Source organism: Nocardia sp. CNY236, from assembly GCF_000482385.1.
Lineage (GTDB): Bacteria > Actinomycetota > Actinomycetes > Mycobacteriales > Mycobacteriaceae > Nocardia.
Map to the genome: position 1 here is coordinate 234,712 of NZ_AXVD01000001.1, position 21,372 is coordinate 256,083.

The following is a 21,372-nucleotide window of genomic DNA, read 5'->3' on the forward strand; positions in this document are numbered from 1 at the left end:
TGCGGCACGTGGGTTCAGGACAGTTGCGGGTTTCGTGGGAAGTCCGTGCGCTCCGGTAGTGAGGTGATCAGTTCCTGCAGTGCCGTTCGTAGGCGCGAGGTCGTTCCACTGCTGAGCGATGTCCACTTCACGCCGTCGTCCGACATGCTCGCCGTTGCAATGAACCGCCCTGCGCGGGTATTGAATACAGCGATGTGGTTGTCCGATACCTCTCGGGTGCCGTCACCGTAGACCACGCCGACGATCTCGGCGTAGGAGTGAATCTCGACCAACGCCGAGGCCAGAGCCTGGGCGTCATGTGTCGGGTTGCCGACCTTCCGTAGCCGCTCGGCAGTAGCTGCGGCGTCGCCGGTATCTGCGAAGATCGTGGCCAGCTGGTCGGTCGGGGCGTTCAAGCCGTAGAGCTCGAGCGGCTCGGCATGACCGAGTGCAGCGAGTATCGGGCCGGGGAGATCGGTGTCCGTCTCATCGATGACATACGAATCCTGTCCGCGAAGAGCGACAACCGATAGGTCGATCCCCTTCGCCAGACAAAAGCGGCTGACATTTCCGTCGACTATCAATCGCAGTGCAACGGTCCAGTGCGGACGATTCAGGACCCGCAGGCGATTCTCCAGATCACGGTGGAGTACCTGGTCGACGAGCAGGTTCCGGTGAATCAACGACTTGGCGGCCGCGTCCATCGCCCTGGCATGTTCGGTCGAGTCGTCGTATCGGGGCCGGGCGTCCAATACGACCGGGACCTCGATTTCCAATTTCTCCACGAGAAACTGCATCTCGTCGAGCGACAACACGACTGCTTCGAGCGTTGACGGATCGCGGCCGGCGCCGAGTACGGTCACTGATCCCTCCCGTCGCCCCCACCGCCGATGACGCCATCGGAGGTCAGTCGGCCGTCGGTGAAGTGGTCGATCGACCTCGAGTAGTCCGAGACCACATGCTCGGTCTCTTCGTCGGCTGCAGTGCGCCCTTGACTACCCAGCAGGGGGCTGCCGGCGCCCATACCAGTGTTCGCTCGAACCGGCGCCGCGTCGAGTCGGCCGGTTCCGGCCCCCACGGACTCCTGCACCGGCATGGGTCCGCCGCCGGTGATCGAGCTACCGGACCCCCACCCTTCTGGGAGCCTGAGGGCACCGGTGGCCATACCCGTCGAGGACCCGGACCCGGACCCGGACCCGGAGAATGCCACAGCGCGAGTGGTGCTGCTGACGCCATTGCCGCCACCGTTGCCGGCACTCCCCTGACCAGTGGCGGCCCGCCCGCCCCCTGCACCTGCGCCGCTTCCGGATCCACCGGCGCCCGTGGATCCCGGAGCCATGGAGGAGGACAGGGCATGCGCGCTCGAGCTTGCTGCTGAGATGGCGCCACCGGCGACATTACCGGCCGTGGAGAAACCGGAGCCGACCATGGAACCGATGGCCTGGGTAGCGTGCGTGGCTGCGCTCGTGACACCGGGATTGCCGACCAATGCCTGTACCGCGGTAGTAGCGGTCCGGATCGGATCGGTCGACCCGACGGGCGCTTTGTTCGCGGCCTGTTCGAGATTTGCGGCCTGTTCGGGGTTGGCTGCCTGTTCGGGGCCGGCCACTCCGGCGCCGTCGGCGATCGATGGCGGCATTGCGAACTCGGCAGGGGTCGCGGCGATCGCGCTGACGGCTGCCTCGTAGGTCTCCATGACCACAGCGGCGCGCGCATGCATGAGATGCCTGGCGGCCTCCGCCACCTCGAAAGCACCCGACATCACACCGGGCGGGTTCGCCGAGGCCGCCACGGCGGCATTGACCGCCGCAATCTCGGGCAGGCTCGGCATTGCCATGGAGGCAACGGTGTACGCGGTCGCGCTCGCCGCGGCTTTCGCGTCCATGACGGCTGCCTGGACGGCTTGTTGTTCCGACCAGCCGCGGAAGCCATTGAGCTTGCCCAGGGCAGCGGTACCGGAGGCGCCTTGCATGCCGATGCCCAGTTCTGCCATCACTCGGGCGATGGTCATCGTCGCCTCGCCATAGGCTGCGGTGACCCCGCCCCAGGCTGTAGCGGCAGCTGTTGCCGGCACGGCATGCGCACCCGCGTGAAGGCTGGTCGAATTGACCTCCGCGGTTCGGGCAGCCCAGATCACCCCGGTGATTCCTGCAACCATGTTTGCTTTTCTCCCCTGAATCGACTACTGCTGGCGGGTCTCGAAATCGGAACTACAGGTGGATGGCGATGACGTCGGCGGCGCGTGCCATATCACCGGCGACATGCTGGGTCACTTGCGCGCGCAGCGTTGCCGCGGCATGGTGGCATTCCAGGATCGCCTGCGCGATGGCGCGGTCATGGGAGGTCGCGCCGGTGTTCAGGTGCCTGGCACTCAGGCGCGACACCTCCTCCGCACCAGCGGGAACCACATGGGTTGCGGGCGCGGTGGCTGCCGCGACGGCGGCCAGCCGCTCCGCCACCAGGTCCAGTTCGGTGGCGGCGGCGAGAATGGTATCGGGTGCGATCAGTACGTGTCCGGCCACGACTCGACTCCTTCTAGTGGCTTGGGGCGGAACCACGAGAATTCCCCCTACGAGTGATAGGACGCGACAGCAACGCGATTGGTTCCATCGAATCCCGACTTCTTCGATCTCCTTGCCGATTACACACCCACAGTTGTGAGTATGCAATACGCTCCGGACGGCCCTAGCCCCAACCCAGCTGGTGCAGGCGGTCCTCGTCGATTCCGAAATAGTGTGCTACCTCGTGGATTACGGTGATCGCGACCTCCTCCACGACGTCCGCCTCCTCGGCGCAGATGTCGAGAATGGCGTCGCGATAAATCGTCACGGTATCGGGAAGCGCTCCACCGTAATGACTGTCGCGTTCGGTGAGCGCGACGCCATAATAGAGACCGAGCAAGTGCGGGTCTTCGGGATTGCGTGACTCGATCAGCACGACCACATTGTCGATCGCTCGCGTCAGCTCGGGCGGTATGAGATCCAGTGCGTCTCCGACCAATTCCTCGAATCGATCATCGGACATCGTGACGGTCATCGAGGACCCGACTAGCGTGGCTGCGGGGGCAGCGGAGCTGCGCCGGGCAGGGGCGTGGGGGTGGAGCGTCCATTCTTCGGCGGCGGGATCGGGGCGTGGCCGTCGATCAGGATATCGCCGGTGGCCGATCCGACGATCGGCGCGAAGCCTTCTCGGCCGGTGCCCTTGCCGATCATGCAGTCCACCTTACGGCTGCCCGCAAGCCAGCTGCGCGCATCGATGTAGTCGGCGAACAGTGTCAGCGTCTTGTCGCGGATCACGTCCGGGCCACCCAGGTAGTCCGTCGAGGTGCGTTTGCACTCCTGAGCGGCGAATGTGTCCTGCTCCTCTTTCGAGGGTGGCCCGCCTCCGAAGCGAGTGCCGAGATCGAGTGTGGAGACGATCTCCACCGCGTGCGGCTGCGCACAGTCCACGGGATCGGTGGGTAGGTTCTGGTTGCTGCCCAGACAGACCCCCGGCCCGTACACTTTGGACTGGTCCTGCTCGGTGGCGCTACCCGCCGATGGCGGCATGCCCACAGTAGCAGTGACCTGCAGTCCGCAGCGCAGCGTGCGATCACCGTGCTGCCAGCCCACCTGGCTGGGGTACATCAATCCGATGGTGTACCTGCCGTGCGGATCGAAGCGACCGGACATGTATTTCTGCACTGCCGGTACGCAGTGTTCTTCCTTCAGCTCGGCCAACCGCAGCGAGTCCGGGAATCTCGAACCGGGCCCGAACTCCTTGCCCGGGTACCCGCTCATGTCGATATCGGCCGCGACCTCGAACAGGTGGGTGCTCTCGCAGTTCACCTTGACCAGGTCGGAGCGGTCGGCCTCGGTCCAACTCAAACAGTCGCCGGTGGCCGCGGTGCCGAACTCCTTGTCCAAGATCGGCTGCAGCGGTGAACCCGGAGAGTGGGCCTCCAGCCCTTTCTCGTTGTCGAATCCGGTCACGAACAATGTCACCAGCGCCGCGGCCACCGCGCCCACCGCCACCGCGGTCAGCCCCCAGCGCAACGTGGACGCCGACAGCTGCAGGTCGGCGGAGCCGAAGGAGCGGCGTAGCGCTTCGGCGCGTGTCGCCCCGCGGCGCTTGGGCGTGCGGCGGGGCCGAGTCGCATCTTCAGAGGACATCGCGGTCCATCATGGCAGTGTCTGTGCTCCGGCGCCATGACCTGGCCGATCGGACGGCATGCCCCACGCTTCGGCTCAGCCGCGCAGGGCCGATAGGAGTAGACCGGGCAGTTTGGCGGGAGCGGGGTCAGCGTAGAACTCGGTCAGCTTGCGCCCGGTGGTCGCCGCAGTGCGGTTGTCGACGAACCACGGCGGTTTCGGGGAGAGCGCGAGTTCGCCAGTGGTCACCGAACGCGGCGCGGGCCGGAAAGGACCACGAATCACTGTGCGTTCCACATCGTCCAGGAGAAACGCGTTGTGTACTACGCCGATTCCACTCTGCACGTCGGCCAGGGTGTGTCCGGGGAAGGCGCCCCAGGACGCGTACGGAGTGAGGAACGCCAGCCCGGTCCACGCGTTCACCGCGATCGTTCCGTATCGAAGCCGCTCGAGCGCCCGGTCGAAGGCGGCGCCGAGCCGGCGGATGGTCGGGGGCGGGACGATCACATTCGCGCCCAGGGTTCCGGTCAGTTCGGTGTTCGCGAAGTCCACCGCATGCTGCAGGAAATCGCTGCCCGTAGCGGGGAGCTCGACGACGCCCAGTACCGGAGAGAAGTACTCGGTGTCCAACAGCGGGGTATCTGTAGCCGGCAGTGCCTCGATCAGAACTCGGCCCGTGTCGAGGCGTTGTGCCTGTGGGTACGCCGCCAGTGCGGTAGCGACGCGGGTGTCACTGCCCGGGTAGTACGGCGTCCGGCGGGGCGCGCGGTTCAGTGCATGGCGCAGCTCGGCGAGGAACTCGTGTTTGCGGTCCCACTGCGCGCTCAGCACGACCACTTGCGCGGCCACGCAGTTGTAGCCGCCATTGTGCAGCCGATGAGTCGCCACATGCTCGGCCTGATAGCGCAGGTCGGCGTCGGACCACGCGCCGGGTACCACGATGGTCGGTGAGACGCCGCCCAGTTCACTGGTGATCGTCTTGTCCAGCAGTGGCCGATCGGCTGCGCGCCGCTGTGCACCCGCCGTACCGGGCCCCCAAACGATCGTGTCGTGGGTCTGTGCGCTGCCGGTCATGTGCACGTGCGCGACGGCTCGATGGTGGACCAGATAGCTGCCCTGCACGGCATCGCCGGTGAGGATCCGCAGCACGCCGAGCTCGAGCAGCGGCTCGAAGATCATCTCGAATACGGTGAACAGCGGGTCGGTGATCGGATTGAGCTTCAGCGCGACCACCCGATTGTGCGCATACAGCTCGTAGAGCAGGTCCAGCGGCGGAATCGATGTGATATTACCCGCACCGAGGACAGCCCCGATGCCGCCGGTGGATGTGGGGTCCAACTGTGCGAGTCCAGCACGCTCGCGCGCTGCCTCGGCGTCGACGCCGGGTCGTAGCCACACCTGTCCGCGGAAGCCATTGAGCAGCAGCTGGTCGAAGATACCGCGCGGCAAGATCGGTACCGCGACACGTGCGCCGGGCGCCTTGCTCAGGCCGACGCCGGTCAGCGGACTGCGTCCGGCTTCCAGTGCGGCCAGGGTCTTCGACAGCGCAGCCGTGGCTTGCAGCAGCGCCAGCGGGCCGGTCATCCATTCCTCGCCGACCAATGGCGAGTTCGCGTCCAGGTCCTTGACGACACGCGCGGCGCGAACCCAGTCCGCGGCGAAGCGCCCGGTCCGAACATGGATCTCGTCGAGTAGTTCACGGCGGCGGTGCAGCGACGTCGCCGCCCACGCCTTTTCGCCCGCGGCGAGGTCGTCCAGCGCGTTGTCGATGGCTGTTCGGTCGAATGGAGTGTGCACGAACTCACTATGCGACACATCCGCGGCTGCGGGGCGCCATCCCGATATCTCGGGTCGAATCGGTATTCGGCGGGCCACTAGGCTGATGGCCCATGATCGACCTCCGATTCCTGCGGGACCATCCCGAGGTGGTCCGCGCCTCGCAGCGCGCTCGCGGCGAAGACCCCGCCCTCGCCGACGCACTGCTCGAAGCGGACGCGGTACGACGGGCCGCGGTGGCCACTGCGGACAATTTGCGCGCCGAGCACCGGGCGATGGGCAAGCAGATCGGCAAGGCGAGTGCCCAGGAGCGTCCCCTGCTCCTGGCGCAAGCCACCGATATGTCGGTCAAGGTCAAAGAAGCCGAGGCTGCGCAGCATGCGGCCGATTCCGAGCTGGATGCTGCGCACCGGGCCGTCTCGAATGTGGTTCAGCCGGCGGCTCCGGTCGGTGGCGAGGACGATTACATCGTACTGAGTGAGACCGGCGCGCCCACGGAATTCGATTTCGAACCCAAAGATCATGTGGAACTGGGCGAGTCGCTGGGCCTGATCGACATGGAACGTGGTGCCAAGGTGGCCGGTGCCCGGTTCTATTTCCTCACCGGCTACGGCGCCCTCCTGCAACTGGGATTGCTGCAGTTGGCTGCGCAGAAGGCCGTGGCCAGTGGCTTCACCATGATGATCCCGCCGGTGTTGGTGCGCCCCGAGATGATGGCGGGCACCGGGTTTCTCGGAAAGCATGCGGCCGAGGTCTATCACCTCGCCGAGGACGATCTGTACCTCGTCGGGACATCGGAGGTGCCGCTGGCGGCCTACCACGCGGACGAGATCGTCGACCTGGCCGACGGACCCAAGCGGTATGTGGGTTGGTCGTCGTGCTTCCGACGGGAGGCGGGCAGCTACGGCAGAGACACGCGGGGCATCATCCGGGTGCACCAGTTCGACAAGGTGGAAATGTTCGTCTTCACCACACCGGACGAGGCCGATGCCGAACACCAGCGATTGCTGGACTGGGAGCGCGACATGCTAGCGGCCATCGAGGTCCCCTATCGAGTGATCGATGTCGCCACCGGCGATCTGGGCAGCTCCGCAGTGCGCAAATTCGACTGCGAGGCGTGGTTGCCCAGTCAGCGCGCATATCGGGAACTCACCTCCACCTCGAACTGCACGACGTTCCAGGCTCGACGCCTCGCGGTGCGCTACCGTGACGAGAACGGCAGGCCGCAGATCGCCGCCACGCTGAACGGCACATTGGCAACCACACGATGGATCGTGGCGATCCTGGAGAATCATCAGCAAGCCGATGGGTCGGTTCGCGTTCCCCGAGCGTTGGTCCCGTTCGTCGGAACAGATGTGCTCCGACCGGGAGACTGATACCACCGGCGAAGATCGTTCATCGATCGGCGCCGGTTCGGCATACCGGATTCCCGGGATGTGACAACCCGCGGGATTTCATGTGTCTAGGCTATTCCTCGTGCGAGGAATCGGGTCTCGCGGCGATACCCGAACCCGGGTGAGAGCCGCGTCTGCGCTGGCGACGGCTATGGTCATGGCTCGGACCACCGGTGCGTTCTATGTCATGGGCGGGGTTCTGGGTCTGCTGATCACCGCGATCGCCCCTGGTGATCAGGGGAATCGACCACTGGTCGGCTCGGCGGCTGCCGTAGCGCTGGTGCTCGGATCGACGCTGCTCGCGTGGGGGCCGCGCCTGCCGCATTCGGCCCACCATGTCTATCTCGCGACCGCAACGGTGCTGGTGACCATCGCGGTACATTCATTCCCCAATACCACCGGCGCGATCAGTCTGTCCGCGTTCTATGTGTTCATCGCCTGCGACGCAGCGATGTTCTTCACATGGTCGCAGGCGTCGGCGCATATCGGCTTCGCATTGGCACTGTGTCTGTGGGTGCTGCCGGTGAGACCGGCGCCTCCTGGGTTGCCGTGGTGGACGGGTCTGATCCCGGCGGGTGTGACCGTCGGAGTCGGCGTCGTCGTGGGTGTGTTGACCAGGATGGCATCCGAGGCGGATATCGATGTGCTCACCGGTTTGCTCAACAGTCGCGGTTTCGATCGAGTGCTCGGTACCGCGATCCAGCAGGCTGCCCGGAACGACCATGGCCTCGCATTGGTGTTGGTGGACCTGGACCGCTTTCAGAAGGTCAACGACCACCTCGGTCACCGTGCGGGGGACGCTGTGCTGCAACGGGTGGCAGATACCTGGTCGAAGCTGCTCGCCGCGGACCACCATCTGGCCCGCTATGGCGGAGACGCGTTCGCGCTGTTGTTGCCGAACACCACGGAGCAAGCCGCGATTCTGTTGACCGAACAGCTGCGTGCGGCAGTGACCGTCGGTTGCTCGGCGGGCGTGACCTCCTGGCAGCCAGGCGAGTCCGGATCATTGTTGATCAGTCGCGCCGATGTCGGCCTCTACCGGGCGAAGCAGGCGGGACGCAACCGGACGGTACTGGAATCCGCCCGCCAGCTGCCGCTGGCGGTGGAGCTGCGCGAGGCGATCGATTGTGGTGCGCTCGACGTGCACTACCAACCGATCGTCAGTCTGACCGAGGGCGGCGGCAAGGCGGTCGGTGTGGAGGCGTTGCTGCGCTGGTCGTCCAGTGCGCAGCCAGAGGTCACCACCGAGGGCCTGATTCGCGTCGCCGAGGAATACGACCTCATCGCCGACTTGGACGAGTTGGTGCTGCGCCGGGCGTGTACGGATGCCGTGCGACTTCAGGAAACCTTCGACCAGCTCGATCTCACACTGAACGTGAATGTCAGCGGTCTGGAGCTCGCCGAGACCGGTTATGCCGATCGGGTGGCCGACATTCTCGCCGGCACCGGGTGGCCCGCCGAGCAACTCGTGCTCGAGGTGACCGAGAGCGAGTTGGCTGCCGAGTCACAGACGGCGGTGACGAATCTGCACACCCTTCGCGATCGCGGTGTGCGCATCGCCATCGACGACTTCGGTACCGGATACTCGTCGTTGAGCAGGCTGGCCACGCTGCCCAGCGACATTCTGAAGGTCGACCAATCCTTTGTCGCTGCGATCCGCTCGGGCTCGCCTGCGCCGCCCCTGCTCGGAGTGATCGCCGCACTGTCGAGTGCCTTGGACCTGCAGGTGATCGCGGAAGGCGTCGAGACCGAATACCAGGCCGCGGTTCTCACCGAATTGGGTTTCGCGCTCGCGCAGGGCTACCACTACAGCGATTCACATCCGGTATCCGAGCTGATCAGCGATCTCGACGCTACCGAGGAGCGGGCCGACCCGAGCGTCACCGACACGGCGACGGCGCCCGGCGATTCCGTCGAAGCCAATGGCTGGGTGCCATTGCCTTGACATCCGGGCGTACAGGGATGTCTCGGCGCACAGGGAGATCTCGGTGGGCAGGAATTCCGTGGCGTGCACGGGCGGTCGTATCGCCGAAATGTCCTTGACGCGAACGGCACCGGCGGCCATGCTGAGCGATATGTGTTTGCTCACGCTTCGATGTTGACTCCGTGTATCACTGCGCGCCCGGTCGATAGGTAGCGCGCGCCCGCGAGATCTTCGCGCCCTGACGGTGCGGGCCGTGCTCTTCACGAGCATGGGTGAGCTGATTCCGCTCTACGCGCTGTACGCCCTTCTGTTCGCCGATCACGGGATGAACCCGGGACAGATCTCGTTGTTGTTCGCATTGTGGGCGGCAACGTCGCTCTTGCTCGAAGTGCCTTCTGGTGCATGGGCCGACACCGTTTCGCGACGCGGACTGCTCATGCTGAGCGGTGTGTTGTCGGCCGTCGGGTTCGTGCTGTGGATCGTGGCGCCGTCTTTTCTCGGCTTCGCGGTGGGTTTCGTCTTGTGGGGAGCCGGCGACGCCCTGGCATCGGGGACGTTCGAGGCATTGCTGTACGACGCGCTCGTCTTGCGTGGCGATGCCGCGGCCTACCCTCGCTTGCTCGGGTACACCCGGGCCGGAGCCGAAGCAGCGGTCGTGGTCGCTCTCGTCGCCGCGACCCCGCTGTATCTCTATGGCGGCTATGCCGCGGTCGGTTGGTTCAGCGTCGCGGTTGCGACCGTGCATGCGACGCTGGCCCTGTGCCTGCCTGCCACGCCGAAGCCGGTGTCTGCGACCCCGGAGGTGGTGTCCGAGCAGTCGCCGGTGGCGCCGATCGCGACTGCGGTCGATCGCGGGGAGCCCTTGCGGCTGGTCACGCGATTCCTCGGGATGCTGAAAGCCGGTGTGGGGGAGGCATTTCGGGTGAAGGCCGTCCGGTACGGCGTGCTACTGGAAGCGTTGCTGTTCGGTATCACCGCGTTCGACGAGTATTTCGCGCTGCTCGCGCGGGAGGCGAAGATCTCGACTGCAGCAGTTCCACTGCTGATCGGTCTCACTGTCATGGGTTCGCTCACCGGTTCGGCGATGGCCGGGCGCACGGCGGGTATGTCGGGCCGGACGATGTCCACCGTGCTGGGGCTGGCGGGTGTGCTTCTGCTCGGTGCAGCGTTGCTTTCCGGTCTCGCCGCCGGCCGTCCGGATGCCGCATACCTGTTGGCCGTCGTCGCGTTCGTCGCGATCGGCGCCTCCTATGGCATCGCGCACAATGCTGCGGCGGTGGCCGCTGCGCGCCTGCAAGCCGCTATCGAGGGACCCGCTCGTGCCACCGTCACCTCGGTAGCCGGCTTGTTCCGCGAGTTGGTCGCGCTTGCGGTTTTCGCACTCGCCGCCGTGGTGACCGTGTGGTGGTCGATGTTCGTACTCGTCGCGGTATTCGGCGTCGCAGTGCTGGGCATTGCCGTGCTGACGCCGTCGTGGCTACCGGCGCAGCGGAACTGGAAAGGCGGGCTCCACCACGAGGGACCATCCGGGGGGAGTCCCCAGTAGCGTGCCCGGTATGACTGCGCGGGCGAGACTGGGATTGGTCGCGGGGTTGGGAATCGGCGCCTGCACTGCCGTGCAGGCGCGGATCAACGGCGCGCTCGGCGCCCGACTGCACGACGGAATCGCGGCAGCCACGATCAGTTTCGGCATCGGCGTCGTGGTTCTCGCGGTGGTGTTCTCGTTCAGTGCGCCATTGCGAGACGGTGTGCGCACTCTCCGGCGGGCTGTGTCCGACGGCGCGCTGCGGCCATGGCAGCTACTCGGTGGCGTGTGCGGCGCGTTCTTCGTCGCGAGCCAGGGGTTGACGGTCGCCGCCCTCGGCATGACCGCCTTCACTGTGGCGGTTGTTGCCGGTCAACTGGCCAGCAGCCTGGTGGTCGACCGTCTGGGTCTCGGCCCGAGTGGCCCTACACCGGTCACCGGAGTGCGTCTGGCCGGTGCGGGGCTCGGTGTCCTCGCGGTGGCGCTTGCCGGATTGGGACACCCCGGTACTGCTGGCGGGCTGCCGATTTCCGATGCGCTGCGCGGGGGGCCGACCGCTGCGCTGATCATGCTGCCCGCGCTGGCCGGGATCGGTGTTGCCTGGCAGCAGGCGATGAACGGCCGGGTGGGCGCCATCGGCAGCCCCACTTCGGCGGCCATGGTCAATTTCTGTGTGGGCTTCGGCGCGCTGCTCGTCTGCGAGGCGGCGCTGATCGCGACGACCGGCGCGCCGGACACATTTCCGACCGAGCCGTGGCTCTACCTCGGCGGGCTCATCGGCATCGCCGTCATCGCCGTTGCCGCACTGACCGTCCGCTGGATCGGTGTTCTGCTTCTCGGTCTGACATCGGTGGCCGGGCAGTTGGTGGCGTCTCTGGTCCTCGATGTGCTCACTCCGACCGAGGCAGGGCTGTCCGGTACGGCGATCGTCGGTTGCTTGCTCACCATCTCGGCCATCGGTGTCGCGACACGGTCGTGGCGCTGAACCCACGTGCACGGTCCGCCCGTGAGCGACACCGCACCACCTGCTCGAAGGCGCTGATTCCAGCCACGGTGCTCGATCCGGCGAAGATATTCAGTCCAGCTTGGTCGCGCGCAGTGTGTGTCCCTTGGATGTCTTGCACCGCCCGGATTCCAGATCCCACTGCCAGCCGTGCAGATTGCAGGTCAGAGTGGTCCCCTCCACGACACCGAACGTGGCCAGATCCGCCTTCAGGTGCGGGCAACGCCGCTGGACCTTCCAGCCGTCGAGTTCGGTGGAGGCGGAATCGTCGTGTGTCTCGGCGAACCATCCGTCCGCGTAGGCGATCCGCTCATCGGTGAGGCACTTGAAGAACGTGTAGAGATATTCGTTGTATCCGCCGATCCGCCAGGCTTGGAAGCGGGTGGACAGGAAGATGGTGTTCACCCAATCGGGTTCACGGTCGCGCAGCACCGTGCGCACCAGTTCCGGCGCAATGCGGAACCCGTAGCGGTAGCGCCCTTCGCCGGCGATCGGCTCGCGCACCGCTCGCTTGGGAAAGTCCAGGACCACGGTTTCCTCGCCGATCACCAGCCCGACCGGGTATCCGATCCCGTCACAGATCAGGTCGCTGCGCGCCATGATCGGCTCGAACAACTGCTGTAGTGGCTCCAGCAGAGAGCCTTCGCCACTGGCCCATGTCGCTTTCTCGGCGGCCAGTACGGGTGCGAAGCGCTGCGCCATCTGCTCGATGTATTCGACCTTGTTGTCGAAGATATCGGCGGGATCGCTCGGGTGAGTGAGGGCCAGTTCGGATCCGCGGATGTCGGCGGTGGAGCCGGGGATCATCAGAATCCCGCCTGTATTGCCGTGATCTGCCATCTGCTGCAGGAATACGTGTTGATCCGGGAAGATATTGCCCTCGGCGCCGCGGTCGTCGTTCAAGTGGCGCAGCTCGTCGTCGAGGAACACCGGTGGCCCCGCCGAGGGCACCACCCAGGTTGCCGCGACTTGTTCGACGTAGCTGCGTGCTCGGTCCATGCCACGCTGGCGCTTCTGTTTGCCGAAGTTCGCCTTGGTACGCGCCGGGATGTCGTAGACCATCGGATACCAGATCGCGCCCGAGTACTGCAGTAGGTGAATGTCGATGTGATCGAACGCCTCGTGCAGTGCATCCATGTCCACCGGTCGGGCGTCGTTCATATTGAAGCAGGTGGTCTCGCCATCGGAGACGGCAAGAGCAGAGTCGCCGATCGGACCATCGGCCGGAGCACGCAGCGCGATGACCATGATGTCCAGGTCTCCGCCCGGTCCGGTCACGGTGTGCTTGACCGAATTCTCCGTCTCGAAGAATGTGTGGAAACCCAGGTGCTCCAGTTCTCGACGCAGGTCGGGTACCGGATAGTCCGGCAGCAGTACCGTTGCGTCCTTGTCGACGTGCTCGGCCAAGAGCTCGGCGTCGAAATGGTCTCGGTGCAGATGGGAGACGTAGAGGAAGTCACATGCGCCCAGCTCTTCCCAGTTCAGCTGGGTGTTGTCGGGGAATGGCACCCAGGAACCGAAGTACGCGGGGTTCACCCAGGGATCGCAAAGAATCGTCCCGGCTGTGGTGCGGATATGGAACCCGGCGTGTCCGACGCTGGTGATCTGCACTAGCTGCTCCTCCTGCTCGTACTCAGCCAACCAGGGTAATGGCCCAGGTGCGGGGTTGCCGACGCAGTAGGCGCCGCCCCGGCAGGCGAAGCCGCTGGCGGCGGGATCGGCGACTATGCTGCGACATTGTGGAACCCGTGTACCGGACGATCATCGGGCTGGCCCGAACCGTCTTCTTCCTCGAAGGTCTGAAGTTCACCATCAAGGGTGACGAACACATCCCGGCCCGTGGGGGCGCCGTGCTGGCGGTGAACCACACCGGCTACATGGACTTCACCTATGCCGGTCTGCCGGTGCGTACACCCAAGCGATACATCCGATTCATGGCCAAAAAAGAGGTGTTCGACAACAAGATCTCCGGCCCGATCATGCGGGCGCTCAAACACATTCCGGTGGACCGCGCGGCGGGCGCCGAGTCGTACCAGGCGGCGGTGGACAATCTGCGCCGTGGAGAACTGGTCGGGGTGTATCCCGAGGCGACGATCAGTCGCAGTTTCGAGATCAAGCAGTTCAAATCCGGCGCCGCGCGCATGGCCATCGAGGCCCAGGTGCCCATTGTCCCCATCGTGATCTGGGGTGCCCAACGGGTGTGGACCAAGGGTTTCCCGAAACGTCTCGGTCGCACCAACACGCCCATTGCGATCGCGGTCGGCCAGCCCATCCAGCCGTACGAGCCTGCGGGCGATCTCACCGACGAGCTCCGCTCGACCATGCAGAAGATGCTGCTGGACTTGCAAGAGGGTTACGTGCACGAGTCCAACGCCTACTGGGTTCCCGCTCGCCTGGGCGGCAGTGCCCCGACGCTCGAGGAGGCGGACGCAATGGACGCAGCCGAAGTGCAAGCCAAGGCGGAGCGCAGAAATGCCGGTGGGCCTCGACAGGAAGATCGGTGACTCGGGAGCCGGTATACGACATCCTCACCGGCTTGGTCCGCGCCGTCGTTTTCATGCAAGGCCTGCGAATCGATGTCGAGGGTCGTGAGCACGTTCCGCGTGTCGGCGGAGCCGTGCTCACCGTGAACCACACCGCGTACGTGGACTTCATGCAAGTCGGTTTGGTCGGACGCGACCGTGGCCGCAATGTCCGATACCTCATGAAGGCCGAACTCGAGCACGGCATCATGGGGTTTCTCATGAAGCACTGCAAGGCGATAGGCGTCGATCGGTCGGCGGGCGCCGAGTCGTATGCGCGCGCGGTCACGGCATTGCGTGCCGGTGAACTCGTCGTGATATATCCCGAGGCGACCATCAGCCGTAGCTTCGAGTTGAAAGAATTCAAGTCGGGTCCGGCTCGCATGGCCATCGAAGCCGACACACCGATCGTGCCGGTGGTCATCTGGGGCGCGCACCGAGTCTGGACCAAGGACATCCCGAGAAAGTTGGGGCGCCACAACTTTCCGATCGCTGTTCGCATCGGCGACCCGATCTGGCCCGTCGAACCGTCCAGTGAACTCATGGCCACGGTCCGTGCACGCATGAGCATTCTGCTCGATCGCGCTCGAGCAAAGTACCCGATGCCCGCTGGCGCCCCGTGGGTACCGGCGCGACTCGGCGGCGGTGCGCCCACTCTGGACCAGGCCGCGGCTCTGGATCGAGCCGAAAAGGCCCGTCGCACCGAGCATCGCTGAGCGCCTGGGTTTTCTGTGATTTCTGGCATACTCGAGTGCTCGATGCCCGTACTGTGGTGTAGAAGCGACAAGGCCAGCGGAGCGGCTGGCAATACACTTCTATGCCGAGGGGATTCGTATGCGTCGTGGAGTCATGGCGGTTGCACTTGCGGTGATGGCCGGGGGTGCGGCCGTGACGTTCGGCAGCGCGAGCGCGTCCGCGTTGAGCGTCGAGCCGTTTCCAGGCGGGACCGAAATCACATTCAACAGTATGGAATCGGCGGTGATCGCGAATTTGAACCTCGGGCCCGTGCTCAGCCAAGCGGCGATCGGTTGGTCGCCGGAGGGCAAAGCCGATCTCGGGGAGATGATCGGCCGGCACGCTCAACGGGCGGGTGGGCACCCGAGCGGTCTGTTGTCCCTCGAGGTGGTGGGGAGTATCACAGATCCCGAGGAGATTTGGGTCCACTCCTACGGCCAGTAGATGCTGCCGGCAGTAGACGCCGAACCCATTGTCGATATCGCCCGCGAAGCGTCGCTTCGTTGGTGCGGCAGGAGGCCGTGTGGTCGTGACGGCCGTCCGGGGCCGGCGCGGGTAGCGCCGGCCCCGTCGGGCATCGACTATCCGATCGTCGAGCGGAAGTTGCGCAAGCGCAGGCTGTTGCTCACGACGAAGACCGAGGAGAACGCCATCGCGGCACCGGCCAGCATAGGGTTCAACAGGCCGGCCATGGCCAGCGGAATCGCAGCCACGTTGTAGGCGAAAGCCCAGAACAGGTTGCCCTTGATGGTGGCGAGAGTCCGGCGGGACAATCGGATCGCGTCCCCGGCGGCGCGCAGGTCGCCGCCGACCAGGGTCAGCTCGCCTGCCTCGATGGCCACGTCGGTACCCGTTCCCATGGCCAACCCGAGATCGGCTCGGGCCAGCGCCGCGGCGTCGTTCACGCCGTCACCGACCATGGCAACGACGCTGCCCTCGGCCTGCAATCGTTCGACGGTATCTACCTTGTCCTGCGGCAGCACCTCTGCGATCACATCATCGATGCCGACCTGCGCTGCAATCGATTCGGCGGCGGCTCGGTTGTCCCCGGTCAGCATGATCGGCCGCAGACCGAGCGCGCGGAGGTTGGAAATCGCCTCGGCCGATGTGGGTTTCACCGTGTCGGCAACCACGAGCACGCCGCGAGCCCTACCGTCCCAGGCCACTGCGACGCTGGTCTTGCCCTCGGCCTCGGCCGCGTGCATGGCCCGGGCCAGGTCGGCGTCCACCGGTTGCGACCAGTCGGCCAGCAGTTCGGCTCGGCCGACGACTACGGCGTGCCCGTCGACGATTCCTTGTACACCGAGACCGGCGAGGTTCTCGAAACCTTCGGTCGGCGACAGGCTGCCCACCCGTTCCCGGGCGCCTTTGGCAATGGCCTGCGCGATCGGGTGTTCCGACGAATCTTCTACTGCGCCAGCGAGCTGGAGGATCTGCGATGTCTGCTCTCCATCGGCCGGGACGACATCGAGCAGAGTCATTCGGCCGGTGGTGATGGTGCCGGTCTTGTCCAGTACCACCGTGTCGACACGCCGGGTGGATTCCAGCGCTTCTGGGCCTTTGATCAGAATGCCCAATTGTGCGCCGCGACCTGTGCCGACCATCAGCGCTGTCGGCGTGGCCAGTCCGAGGGCGCAGGGGCAGGCGATGATCAGCACCGCTACCGCAGCGGTGAACGCCGCGGCGACCGATCCGCCGGTACCCAGCCAGAATCCGAGGGTCGCGACCGACAACGCGATGACGATCGGCACGAAGACAGCGGAGATCCGGTCGGCGAGTCGCTGCGCCTGCGCTTTGCCGGTCTGCGCATCTTCGACCAGCTTCGCCATCTGCGCGAGTTGGGTGTCGGATCCGATCCGGGTGGCTTCGACCACGATCCGCCCGCCCACATTCACTGTCGCGCCGGTCACCGCATCCTCCGGCCCGACCTCCGTTGGCACCGACTCGCCGGTGAGCATCGAGGCATCGACCGCCGAGGATCCCTCGACAACGACGCCGTCGGTGGCGATCTTCTCGCCGGGCCGAACCACGAAGCGATCACCCACGGGCAGCTGTTCGACCGGAATCCGCTGCTCGGCGCCATCGCGCAGCACCGAGACATCTTTCGCTCCCAATTCGAGCAGCGCCCGCAGCGCGGCGCCGGCGCGGCGCTTGGCGCGTGTCTCGAAGAAACGGCCGGCCAGGATGAACGTGGTGACGCCCGCCGCGGCTTCGAGGTAGATGCTGCCCGTGCCGTCCGTCCGGGCGATGGTGAGCTCGAAGGGATGGGTCATGCCGGGAGTTCCCGCTGTGCCCCAGAACAATGCATACACCGACCAGCCCAGTGCGGCCAACGTCCCCATCGATACCAGGGTGTCCATGGTGGCGGTGCCGTGTCGCAGATTGGTCCAGGCCGCACGGTGGAACGGCCAGGCGCCCCATACCACGACCGGCGCGGCCAGTGTCAGTGACAGCCACTGCCAGTTGGTGAACTGGAGAGCCGGAATCATCGCCATGGCGATCACCGGAATCGTCAGCGCCATCGAGACCTGCAGGCGCAGGCGTGGCCCGGCGGCCGGATCGTCCTCGCTCGTGTCGGCCGGATCCGGTGATGTCGGCGCGGCGGGTAGCGCCGCTGTGTAGCCGGCTTGTTCGACAGCGGTGATGAGCTCGGCGGGGGAGACGTCACCTGCGATATCGACTCGTGCCTTCTCGGTGGCGTAGTTCACCGTTGCGCTGACGCCGTCGAGTTTGTTCAGTGTCCTCTCGATTCGGGCGGCGCACGATGCGCAGGTCATGCCACCGATCACCAGTTCGATCGGACCGGACGTGGATAGTTGTGTCGCCGAGGTCATCGGGTCCTCCGTTCTATGCGGCGCGATGGGGCGAGTCAGTGGCCGTGGCCGTCTGTTCCGGTGTGTTCGGTGGCAGGCGAGATGTCGGCGGCAGGTGGGCGGGCGACGGGCAGTGTGAATTCGGCGGTGCGGACCACATCCTGGTGCTGGAAGTCGAGGAACAGCCGGTAGTCGCCTGCGCTCGGTGCGGTGAGGGTGAAGGTGATGTCCGGCCCGGCCGGTGTCACGCCGTCGCCCGGGTGTCCGTTCGGATGGACGTGCAGGTAGCCGAGGTCGGTGGTGCGCAGTGCCACCAGATGTCCGTAGGCCGCGAGGTAGGGCTGCAGGTCGGTGACCGGGGCGCCGGCACGGTTCACAATGAGTGTGACCTGTGAGGGTTGCCCCGGAGTCACCGTGCCCTGCAGCGTGACGGAATAATCGCCGACCGTGCTGGTCGATGTGGCCGGCAGCAGGGGTCGCGGGTCGTAGTCGCCGGCCACACGCAGGTCGGCGCCGAGGGTCAGGTCCTCGTCACCGTCCGGGGTGAAGTCGGCGAACATTCGATATTCACCCGCGCGGGTGAGGTCGAGTCGAGTGTTCCAGGTGTCGTTTTCGAGGACTGGGTGGACGTGCTGATACGCGGCCATGTCCCTACGCACCACGATCAGGTGCAGGTCCTTGTCGTGGGTAGTCACGTATCGGGTGACCGGCGCGCCGTCTCGGTCCAGGATGCGGAAGCGCACCGGGACGTCGGCTGCTGACGTGATGATCTGTGGGGTGTCGAGCTCCAGCATGTAGCCGCGGTCGGATGCGAGCGTGCCGAGAGACGCTCCGCCGAGGCGACCCATCTCGTCGTGTTCGGCGGCGTCGTGGGCTGCGCTTTCGGTGGGCTCCGGGCCGAGCAGCGCACCCGTTCCCAGTGCGATCGCGAAGACCGCGGTGAGGCCGAGTGTGAACCCGGCGAACTTGGTGGCGGTGTTCATCGGATGCTTCCTTCTCGACTGGGTCGGTAGCGCCGCGGTCCGTGTGACGCCTTGGGTACACCATACCCCCCTAGGGTTTATTGTCAGGGTGGAATGTCGCCCAGAACACATAGTCGACACTGCGTTCAGGCGATGACCAGCGCAGTATGCGCGTCGATCGACTGTGGACCCGCGACTGCCCATGCGGTGGCAGCGCCACGGCGCGTCGGTTGGGTGATACCTCAGGTGGGGTCGGAGCCGCGAATGGCCGACAGCCAGGTCGCCGCCATGGCGGCGACGGTCGTGGCGCCGAGGAAGGCTGGCAGTCCGCCGCCGTCCAGGAATACCCACAGCAACGCGGCGAGCGGGGCGGCGACGGCCGGTTGCGCATCCAGCAGGAGGCGCCGCCGTAGGCGCAGGGCCTTCGCGGTCTCGGCAGGGGCGGCGGGGTCCGGACGGCTCGGATTGTCGATCAGGCGGCCTGGAGGTTCGCTGCCGCGGATGCGACCGGACGGGTAGAGACGTCGCCCAGCGCTGTGCACCACGCGATCACCGAGGTCTGCCTCGGCCTTGGTGAGGGTGGTCAGCGCTGGGTCGAAGTACACGGGAACCCACTGCGGGCCGGCACCCTCGCCATCGATCTCGAGCCACGAGCGGCTGGTCAGGCGGTGGAATTGATGAACACGAGCGACTCGGACCGTGCGTGGATGGCCCGAACGCCGTATGCGCAGCAGGCCGACAGCAACCGCGAATCGATACCCCGTGTACCCGAGGACACCGAGAGCCACGGCCGCGAGCGCCGCTACCTGGTCCACGGTGGCGAACAGCGCCCACGCGGTGCATGTCGCGAGGGTGCCGAGGGTCGTCAGCAATGGATAGCTCAGCGGATGACCAGCTCCGAAACTCACTTCACGAAGCCGACTTTCGTGTAGTCCGGTGATGCCAGGCCGAACGCGCCGAAATTGGCGAGATCGTTGCGCTGAGCCACCAGGCCCGCCGACTGCGCAATCGGAAGTGAATGGACCTCTTCGAAGATCATTCGATCTGCTTGATTGGCCAGTTCGATCGCCTTCTTCGGGTCGAGCTCGGAGATCGTTTCCTCGATCACGTCGTTGAGCTCCGATGATCCGATGCGGGCTTTGTTGGAGCGCAGATTGTTCGGATCGTAGGCGTAGATCTGCGGTAGCGCGCCGAGCGGAAGTACGCTTCCGCCCCAGGAGAACTGGGCGATATCGAAGTTCCCTGGATCGATGATGTCGGTGAACAGACCCTGTCCGGGGTAGGTCTCGATCTTCAGCTTCACGCCCACGGCGGCGAGATTCTGCTGAGCGATCTGGGCCACCTGTACCCACTGGTCCTGCTGATACATGACATCGCGGATCTCGAGCTTGCGTCCGTCTTTTTCTCGGACGTCACCGTTCAGTGTCCACCCGAGCGCGTCGAGCTCCCTCGCCGCCGCTCGAGGGTCGTAGGCGATGACATCAGCATTGTCCTGATACCCCTGCTGACCGGCCATGAAGATGTGGTTGTCCAAGGGCGTCGGATCCTCGACCACCCCGAACAGGCTGGCCTCCGCGATCGCTTGGCGGTCGATCGCTTTTGCAATGGCTCGCCGCAGCCTGGGGTCGGCAAGGATGGAACCGGGAGCACCGTTGAAGGTGAAGTGTGAGAAGCGTGGCAACGGTGTGCGCAGAACGCTGACACCGGGTGTGTTCTGCGCGGTCGTCAACTCGTTGATTCCAGAAATCTCGACCGAGTCGATTTCGTTGTTCTGTAAGGCCGCGAGGCGCGCCGAGTAGTCCAGCACACTGAAGGTCACCGTGTCGAGCTTGGGTGGGTCACCCCACCACAGTGGATTGCGACTCAAGGTGATGCGATTCTGCCCCCGATCGATGGAGCTGATCATGAACGGTCCAGCGCTCAACGGCATGCCATTGCGATAGGACTCGTCGAATGTCTGCGGCGTGGCGAACAAGGATTTGGGATAGAGAATGCCGTATTGGCCCTTCCACTCCGCGTAGTGCCGTGCGAAAGTCACGATAGCCTGTCGATCGTCGACTCCGCGCTCCACCTTCTCCACTCGATCGAACCCGACGTTCGCCGCGACGAGGAAACTCTCGTCGGATCCGTTCAGTGCGGCCGCTTGAGCGGCCATGTCTTCCCAGGTGATCGGGCTGCCGTCCGACCACACCGCGTCAGGGTTGATGGTGTAGGTGACCTTCTGCGGATCCTCGTCGGTCAGCTCGATATCGGTGAAATAGTTCCGATCGACTGTTAATCCGCCGGTCGTGTCCGACTGGAAGGCACTCGGCATGGTCCAGCTCACCACCTCCGAGACAGCTGCGTTCCGATCCACGTGCCAGCTGTTGAAGGTGGGGGGGAAGTTCGTGATCGTCAGTCGGAGATTGCCGCCCTCGCGGAGCTCGCTCGAGTCCTTCGCGTTGATCTGGTTGCCACTTCCGATGGTGTTGGAGCCCGGGGCGCCAGCCCTGTCACTGGAGCAACCCGCCGCGATCAGCCCAAGAGCGACCCACGGAATCATGAACCGGGCGCCGAGCGTGCGAATACTCATGGGTGGTCCTTCCTGCCCATGGACAGTTGGCTGGGAA

General features: G+C 65.4%; 18 protein-coding genes. 7 read left to right on the plus strand and 11 right to left on the minus strand.

What is annotated here, in order from left to right:
- Positions 1 to 14 precede the first annotated feature (14 nt).
- The 6 genes from K940_RS0101090 to K940_RS0101115 all read right to left on the minus strand — a co-directional run bounded on the left by K940_RS0101090 (position 15) and on the right by K940_RS0101115 (position 5,906).
- Positions 15 to 842, minus strand: a complete 828-nt coding sequence (locus K940_RS0101090; protein WP_028475996.1) for an ESX secretion-associated protein EspG — start codon at positions 840 to 842, stop codon at positions 15 to 17.
- Positions 839 to 2,137, minus strand: coding sequence for a PPE domain-containing protein (locus K940_RS0101095; protein WP_028475997.1), 1,299 nt, complete (start codon positions 2,135 to 2,137; stop codon positions 839 to 841). The genes K940_RS0101090 and K940_RS0101095 overlap by 4 nt, the downstream gene beginning before the upstream one ends.
- 52 nt (positions 2,138 to 2,189) lie before the next feature.
- Entirely contained in the window at positions 2,190 to 2,501 is a 312-nt protein-coding gene (locus K940_RS0101100) for a PE domain-containing protein (protein ID WP_028475998.1), read from the minus strand.
- 163 nt (positions 2,502 to 2,664) lie between these two features.
- Positions 2,665 to 3,015: a metallopeptidase family protein gene (locus K940_RS0101105; RefSeq protein WP_028475999.1), complete on the minus strand. Its 351-nt coding sequence runs from the start codon at positions 3,013 to 3,015 to the stop codon at positions 2,665 to 2,667.
- Positions 3,016 to 3,026: 11 nt separating this feature from the next.
- Positions 3,027 to 4,130, minus strand: coding sequence for a septum formation family protein (locus K940_RS0101110; RefSeq protein ID WP_028476000.1), 1,104 nt, complete (start codon positions 4,128 to 4,130; stop codon positions 3,027 to 3,029).
- A 75-nt stretch (positions 4,131 to 4,205) separates the two neighbouring features.
- The gene (locus K940_RS0101115; RefSeq protein WP_028476001.1) at positions 4,206 to 5,906 is read right to left on the minus strand and encodes an aldehyde dehydrogenase family protein; all 1,701 of its coding nucleotides are present in this window, start codon (positions 5,904 to 5,906) and stop codon (positions 4,206 to 4,208) included.
- A gap of 92 nt (positions 5,907 to 5,998) precedes the next feature.
- Between K940_RS0101115 and serS the strand changes: the two genes are divergently transcribed.
- From serS to K940_RS0101135, 4 genes are all read left to right on the plus strand, one after another.
- The gene (serS, locus tag K940_RS0101120; RefSeq protein WP_028476002.1) at positions 5,999 to 7,261 is read left to right on the plus strand and encodes a serine--tRNA ligase; all 1,263 of its coding nucleotides are present in this window, start codon (positions 5,999 to 6,001) and stop codon (positions 7,259 to 7,261) included.
- A 175-nt stretch (positions 7,262 to 7,436) separates the two neighbouring features.
- Positions 7,437 to 9,224, plus strand: a complete 1,788-nt coding sequence (locus K940_RS0101125) for a bifunctional diguanylate cyclase/phosphodiesterase (protein WP_231390201.1) — start codon at positions 7,437 to 7,439, stop codon at positions 9,222 to 9,224.
- Between the two features lie 232 nt (positions 9,225 to 9,456).
- Positions 9,457 to 10,749, plus strand: a complete 1,293-nt coding sequence (locus K940_RS26520; protein ID WP_369797445.1) for an MFS transporter — start codon at positions 9,457 to 9,459, stop codon at positions 10,747 to 10,749.
- Positions 10,750 to 10,759: 10 nt separating this feature from the next.
- Positions 10,760 to 11,713, plus strand: coding sequence for a DMT family transporter (locus K940_RS0101135; protein ID WP_028476004.1), 954 nt, complete (start codon positions 10,760 to 10,762; stop codon positions 11,711 to 11,713).
- 90 nt (positions 11,714 to 11,803) lie between these two features.
- Here the strand turns inward: K940_RS0101135 and K940_RS0101140 are convergent, their stop codons facing one another.
- Positions 11,804 to 13,342, minus strand: a complete 1,539-nt coding sequence (locus K940_RS0101140) for a Rieske 2Fe-2S domain-containing protein (RefSeq protein ID WP_028476005.1) — start codon at positions 13,340 to 13,342, stop codon at positions 11,804 to 11,806.
- A 128-nt stretch (positions 13,343 to 13,470) separates the two neighbouring features.
- Between K940_RS0101140 and K940_RS0101145 the strand changes: the two genes are divergently transcribed.
- The 3 genes from K940_RS0101145 to K940_RS0101155 all read left to right on the plus strand — a co-directional run bounded on the left by K940_RS0101145 (position 13,471) and on the right by K940_RS0101155 (position 15,432).
- Positions 13,471 to 14,235 (plus strand): 1-acyl-sn-glycerol-3-phosphate acyltransferase, encoded by a 765-nt coding sequence (locus tag K940_RS0101145; RefSeq protein ID WP_028476006.1) that lies wholly within the window; start codon positions 13,471 to 13,473, stop codon positions 14,233 to 14,235.
- On the plus strand, positions 14,232 to 14,969 hold the full coding sequence (locus K940_RS0101150; protein ID WP_028476007.1) for a 1-acyl-sn-glycerol-3-phosphate acyltransferase: 738 nt from the start codon (positions 14,232 to 14,234) through the stop codon (positions 14,967 to 14,969). Before K940_RS0101145 ends, K940_RS0101150 begins: the two co-directional genes overlap by 4 nt.
- A 133-nt stretch (positions 14,970 to 15,102) precedes the next feature.
- The gene (locus K940_RS0101155; RefSeq protein WP_028476008.1) at positions 15,103 to 15,432 is read left to right on the plus strand and encodes a hypothetical protein; all 330 of its coding nucleotides are present in this window, start codon (positions 15,103 to 15,105) and stop codon (positions 15,430 to 15,432) included.
- A gap of 137 nt (positions 15,433 to 15,569) precedes the next feature.
- Here the strand turns inward: K940_RS0101155 and K940_RS0101160 are convergent, their stop codons facing one another.
- From K940_RS0101160 to K940_RS0101175, 4 genes are all read right to left on the minus strand, one after another.
- The gene (locus tag K940_RS0101160; protein WP_028476009.1) at positions 15,570 to 17,822 is read right to left on the minus strand and encodes a cation-translocating P-type ATPase; all 2,253 of its coding nucleotides are present in this window, start codon (positions 17,820 to 17,822) and stop codon (positions 15,570 to 15,572) included.
- A gap of 35 nt (positions 17,823 to 17,857) precedes the next feature.
- Positions 17,858 to 18,784 carry a hypothetical protein gene (locus K940_RS0101165; RefSeq protein ID WP_028476010.1) on the minus strand — a complete coding sequence of 309 codons (927 nt, stop codon included), beginning with the start codon at positions 18,782 to 18,784 and terminating at the stop codon, positions 17,858 to 17,860.
- Positions 18,785 to 19,005: 221 nt separating this feature from the next.
- A complete protein-coding gene (locus K940_RS0101170) occupies positions 19,006 to 19,671 on the minus strand; it encodes a hypothetical protein (RefSeq protein ID WP_028476011.1) in 666 nt (221 codons plus the stop codon).
- Positions 19,668 to 21,335 (minus strand): ABC transporter family substrate-binding protein, encoded by a 1,668-nt coding sequence (locus K940_RS0101175; RefSeq protein WP_028476012.1) that lies wholly within the window; start codon positions 21,333 to 21,335, stop codon positions 19,668 to 19,670. The genes K940_RS0101170 and K940_RS0101175 overlap by 4 nt, the downstream gene beginning before the upstream one ends.
- Positions 21,336 to 21,372 lie beyond the last annotated feature (37 nt).